Source organism: Roseicyclus sp. (genome assembly GCF_965662675.1).
Lineage (GTDB): Bacteria > Pseudomonadota > Alphaproteobacteria > Rhodobacterales > Rhodobacteraceae > Roseicyclus.
In genome coordinates this window covers 1-5,310 of the sequence record NZ_CBFIIK010000130.1, presented here as the reverse complement: position 1 = coordinate 5,310, position 5,310 = coordinate 1, and the positions used below count along the sequence as shown (strand labels likewise).

At 62.9% G+C, this 5,310-nt stretch carries 5 protein-coding genes; all 5 read right to left on the bottom strand.

Annotated elements, in window-relative coordinates:
* Positions 1–981 (bottom strand): MFS transporter (locus ACTG4J_RS14050; RefSeq protein WP_439140367.1); only part of this gene is annotated, 981 nt, incomplete at its 3' end.
* Between the two features lie 45 nt (positions 982–1,026).
* Positions 1,027–2,421, bottom strand: coding sequence for a dihydrolipoyl dehydrogenase (lpdA, locus tag ACTG4J_RS14045; RefSeq protein ID WP_439140366.1), 1,395 nt, complete (start codon positions 2,419–2,421; stop codon positions 1,027–1,029).
* A gap of 170 nt (positions 2,422–2,591) precedes the next feature.
* The gene (locus ACTG4J_RS14040; RefSeq protein WP_439140365.1) at positions 2,592–3,173 is read right to left on the bottom strand and encodes a DUF924 family protein; all 582 of its coding nucleotides are present in this window, start codon (positions 3,171–3,173) and stop codon (positions 2,592–2,594) included.
* 24 nt (positions 3,174–3,197) lie between these two features.
* Positions 3,198–4,487: an MFS transporter gene (locus tag ACTG4J_RS14035; protein WP_439140364.1), complete on the bottom strand. Its 1,290-nt coding sequence runs from the start codon at positions 4,485–4,487 to the stop codon at positions 3,198–3,200.
* A 60-nt stretch (positions 4,488–4,547) separates the two neighbouring features.
* Positions 4,548–5,310: tRNA preQ1(34) S-adenosylmethionine ribosyltransferase-isomerase QueA (gene queA, locus ACTG4J_RS14030; protein WP_439140363.1), on the bottom strand; the 763-nt coding region annotated here is incomplete at its 5' end.

Here is a 5,310-nt window from a genome sequence, read left to right as displayed (position 1 = left end):
CGCCAAGGCACCATTGGCAAGCGCGCGTGTCTGCTCGGTCTGGTTCAACCATGGCACGGCGGCAAAGCCACCGCCCGCCACCACGCCCGAGATCAGCATCCCCAGCACAGTCAAGCCCGCCGCCCATGTCGGCAGGGCAAGGGCAAAGGCGAAAATCACGGCCATCACCCCAAACCCACCGGCAACCAAGGCCCCCGGCGCAATCAGCCGCGCCAAGATGCCCGCGCCGAGCGATCCGACGATCCCGACAATCGGCAGGATCGGGGCAAGCCAAGCAGCGCCAAGCGCCGTCGGCAGATAGGTGACGGCCGCAAGAAACAGGAAGGCATAGATGCCGTGGCCCAGCGCGGGGGCGAAAAGGCGCGGGTCGGTGTAGATCAGCCGATGATCGGCAAGACGCGGCCGCGCGCGGCGCACCACGCCCGCGCGCGGCAGCATCCACCCCAGCACCATCGCAAGCAGCGCGCAAAGCGCCCCATGCACCGCGTAGACAGGCGCGGCCTTGTCTCCCACCAAAAGGGCGCCCAGCGCGAAGCCGACCCCGAAAAACGTGGCCCATAGCCCCATGACCAGCCCACGGTCGCGTGCAGCCGCCAGCCCCGCCATCAGCGTGGGGATGGCCACCACCAGCACCAGATGCCCCGCCCCCTCCAATACGCGCAGCGCCATGAGGATGGGAAAGGGCGGCAAGATCGCCTGCAAGGCCCCCGCCAGCGCCGAGAGGCCCAACGCCGCCAAGATCGCGCGGCGCGGGCCGATGGCGGCGGTCAGCCCACCCGCCATGACACCGAAAAGGATACCAATCACCGCCACGCCCGAGACGGCAAAGGCCACGGGCCAGCCCGGATAGGCCAAGGCAAGCGGCCCCAAGGTCAACGAGACCTTGGCGAACTGCCCCGCCGCCAAAAGCCCCGCGCCGTAGAGTGCCGCGATCAGCGCCCAAGGCGTGCGGTCGGGCAAAGGGGGCAAGGGCTGGCTCATGGCGCTTGCTTGACCGGGCGCAAGGGCGCGGTCAAGCGCACATGCTTACAGGTGGATCACCCGCCCATAGGCATCAAGCACCGATTCATGCATCATTTCCGACAGTGTTGGATGCGGGAAAACGGTTTCCATCAGATCAGCCTCGGTGGTCTCCAGCTTTTGCCCGATCACATAGCCCTGGATCAGCTCGGTCACCTCGGCCCCGATCATATGCGCGCCCAAAAGCTCGCCTGTCTTGGCGTCGAAGACGGTCTTGATCATCCCCTCGGGCTCGCCCAACGCGATGGCCTTGCCGTTGCCGATAAAGGGGAAGCGGCCGACCTTTACGTCAAAGCCCCGTTCCTTGGCCTTGGCCTCGGTCAAACCAACGCTGGCCACCTGCGGATGGCAATAGGTGCAGCCGGCGATCTGTTCGGGTTTCACGGCATGCGGATGGCCTCCAGCGATCAACTCGGCCACCATCACGCCCTCGTGGCTCGCCTTGTGCGCCAGCCACGGGCCGTTGGTCGCATCCCCGATGACGAAAAGCCCCTCAACACCCGATCGGCAATACTCATCGGTGACGACAAAGCTGCGGTCGATCTTGGCGCCCAGCGCCTCGAGGCCGAGGTTCTCGGTATTGGCCACGATCCCGACGGCGGAAATCACGGTGTCGAAGTCATGCATCTCGATCTTGCCATCCACCTCGATATGGGCGGTGACCTTGTCGGCGGCGCGGTCGAGTTTCTTGACCATGGCCTTGAGCATGATCTTCATACCCTGCTTTTCGAAGCTCTTCTTGGCAAAGGCCGAAATCTCGGCGTCTTCCACGGGCAAGATGCGGTCCATCACTTCGACCACGGTCGTATCAGCGCCGAGCGTGCTGTAGAAATTGGCGAATTCGATCCCGATCGCGCCCGAGCCGATCACGAGGAGTTTCTTGGGCATATGCGGCGGCACCAGCGCGTGCTTATAGGTCCAGACGCGCTTTCCATCGGCCTCGAGCCCCGGCAATTCGCGCGCCCGCGCGCCGGTGGCGAGGATAATATTCTTGGCCGTCAGCTCTTCGGTGCCCTTGTCGGTGGTGACGCTGACACGGCCCTTGGCGGGGATCGTGGCCGTGCCCATGACAACAGTCACCTTGTTCTTCTTCATCAAATGGCCGACGCCGGAGTTGAGCTGCTTGGCGACATTGCGCGAGCGTTTGACGACCGCGTCCAGATCATAGCCGATATTGTCGGCCTTGAGCCCGAATTCCTTGGCGCGGTGCATCAGGTGGAAAACCTCGGACGAGCGCAGCATCGCCTTGGTCGGGATACAACCCCAGTTGAGGCAGATGCCCCCCATATGCTCGCGCTCGACGATGGCCACCTTGAGGCCAAGCTGGCTGGCGCGGATGGCGGCCACATAGCCGCCGGGCCCTGCGCCGATCACGATGACGTCGAATGTTTGAGATGCCACGGGCCACTCTCCTCCGGATTCCCATTTGTTCAACGTTAAACAAATTTCTGCCCGCGCGACAATCGGCGTTGGGTCGCAGGCCGGTTTGCGCTGGGTGCAAGGCTTGAGGCGGAAAGCGGGACGTTTCGCTGTAGCAAAACGGCACGGAAAACTGGCGCTTTCGCCCCCGCTCAGGCCCCGGACAATTCCTGCACGATCGCCCCATAGCCGCCGGAGGCCAAGAAAGCCTCCTCGACCGGGGTCGAAACCCGGCCGAGTGCTGCATTGCGATAAGGAAAGCGGCCATAGCGCCGGATCACCTCACGATGGGCGCGGGCATGGAGCAGATTGTCACCCGTCTCCATCCGCGCCTTGAACAGTCGCACGCTGCGATCTTGGTCGGTCAGCATTTCGGAATGCATGAAGGGCAGGTAAAAGAATTGCCGCATCGGTTCAGCCACGCGCGTATCCCAATCATGGTTCAGCGCCATCGCAGCGATCCGCAGCGCGCGCGCATCGGAGGCGAAGGCGCGCGCGCTTTCACGGAACATGTTGCGCGGGAATTGGTCTGTCAGAATGATCAGCCCCAGTGCCCCCTTGGGGCCCATCGCCCAATGATCGCACCCACCCGCACAGGCGCTATCCCAGAGCGCGCCGAAACGATCCCGGATGGTGCGGTCGAAGGCGGCATCTTGGCGATACCATGACTCGGGGCCCGCCTCCTGCCAAAAGGTGATCACCTCGCCCGCGCGGTTCTCCATGACTTTGGTCATCGGACGGTTCCTTTCTCGGCCGCCTTAGCTTGTCGTCGTCTCGCTGCGGTTCTCGGCCTCGCTGGCCTCGGTCGCCTCTACATAAAGCTCTTGTGCGGTCTCGACCGCAACAGGCGATGCACCGGGCAAGATATTCGGATAGGAAACCGCCTCGTATTCCTTGTCGCCCGCATAGGCCGAGGGACGCCGCGTCATGCGCCACAGCCCATAGGCTGCCGTCAGGAACAAGAACAACGCCATGATCAACCAATAGCCCCCCGTTCCGAACAAGGACATCACCAAGCCGGCCAAGGGGGGGCCACCGATCGCGCCCAAGCCATTGAGAAAGATCAGCCCCCCCGAGGCCGATGGCATCTCTTCAGGTGACAGGTAGTCGTTGGTATAGGCGATCAGCAATGCATAAAGCGGCTGCGACAGGCCACCGACCAAGGCGGCGACGACCATCAACAACACAAAGCTTTCGGCAAAGCCGTAGCCGCCGATCGCAACGACCCCCGCAAGCGCGGCACTGGCCACGATCATCACGCGCCGGTCGATCCGGTCCGACAGCCACCCCATCGGGTATTGCATCACGATCGCGCCCAGAAAGATCCCCGACATGAACAGCGAGATCTGCCCAAGCGTCAGCCCCATCTCGGTGGCATAGACCGACCCCATGCCGAATTGCATCGCATAGACCGCACCCATCAACAGCATCCCCACCGTGCCGAAAGGCGAGGCGCGGTAAAGCGAAAGCAAGCTCATCGGGCGCGAGGCCTGAAAGGCGGGGGCGGGCTGCACCGACAAGAGGATCGGCGCGAAGCTGATCGAGACGAGGATCGAGGGGATGATGAACAGCAAGAACCCCGATGGATCGCCCGCCGACAAGATCCCCTGCCCCGCGACCAGCCCGAACATCTGTACCAGCACATAGGCCGAGAGCGACTGTCCCCGCGTGGTGTTGGTGGCAGCATCGTTCAGCCAGCTTTCCGCGGTGACATAGACCCCCGACAGGCTGAAGCCCAAGATCACCCGCAGCACCATCCATGCATAGGGATCGGTCAACACCGGGTAGCTGATCAGCGTGGCGGAGATGAGCGAGCCCAGCGCGGCGAAGACGCGCACATGGCCCACCTTGGCGATGAAGACCGGCGCAAAGCGCGATCCGCCCAAGAACCCAACGAAATATGCCGAAGCGACAAAGGACAGCTCAAAAGTCGAGAACCCCTCGATCGCGCCACGCACGCCCATCAGCGAGCCCTGCAAGCCATTGCCGATCTGCAACAAAAACATACCCAGCAGCAGCGGCCATGACAGGCGCAGAACACTGATCATCGAAACGGCCTTTCCCTTGGTATCGCCGAAAGCTTGGCGACCGAAATCATCCCCGGTCTGTCACATCTGCGACGGAATCAGGAGAGACGCGTCACCATAGGAAAAGAAACGATAGTTTTCCTTGATCGCATGAGCATAGATTTCGCGTACCCTGTCTTGCCCCATCAAGGCCGAAACCAGCATCATGAGCGTGGATTTCGGAAGATGGAAATTGGTCACCAGCCCTTGGGTGATTTTCCACTGGTAGCCGGGATAGATGAAGATGTCGGTCTTGCCCTCATAGGCGTGCATGGTGCCATCGGCATCGGCCGCCGTTTCGATCAGGCGCAGCGCGGTGGTGCCCACGGGAATGATGCGCCCGCCCGCCGCGCGGGTGGCATTCATCTCGGCGGCGGCTTGCGGCCGCACCTCGCCCCATTCGGCATGCATGCGATGCGTTGTGACATCGTCGACGGTGACGGGCAGGAATGTGCCGGCCCCCACATGCAAGGTGACGAAGGTGAAATCGATCCCCGCTTTGCCAAGGGCAGCAACCAAGCCCTCGTCGAAATGCAAGCTGGCGGTGGGGGCGGCCACCGCACCCGCGCGCTTGGCCCAGATGGTCTGGTAATCTTCGTGATCGCGGGCATCGGGGGCGCGTTTGCCCGCGATATAGGGCGGCAGCGGCATGGCGCCCGCCGCGTTCAGCGCTGCGTCGAAATCATCGCCCGACAGGTTGAAGCGCAGGCGCAGACCATCATCCAATGCGAAAACTTCTGCCGAAAGATCATTGGAAAAGATGATTGCTTCACCAACCGCCAGCTTGCGCATCGGCTTGGCCAGC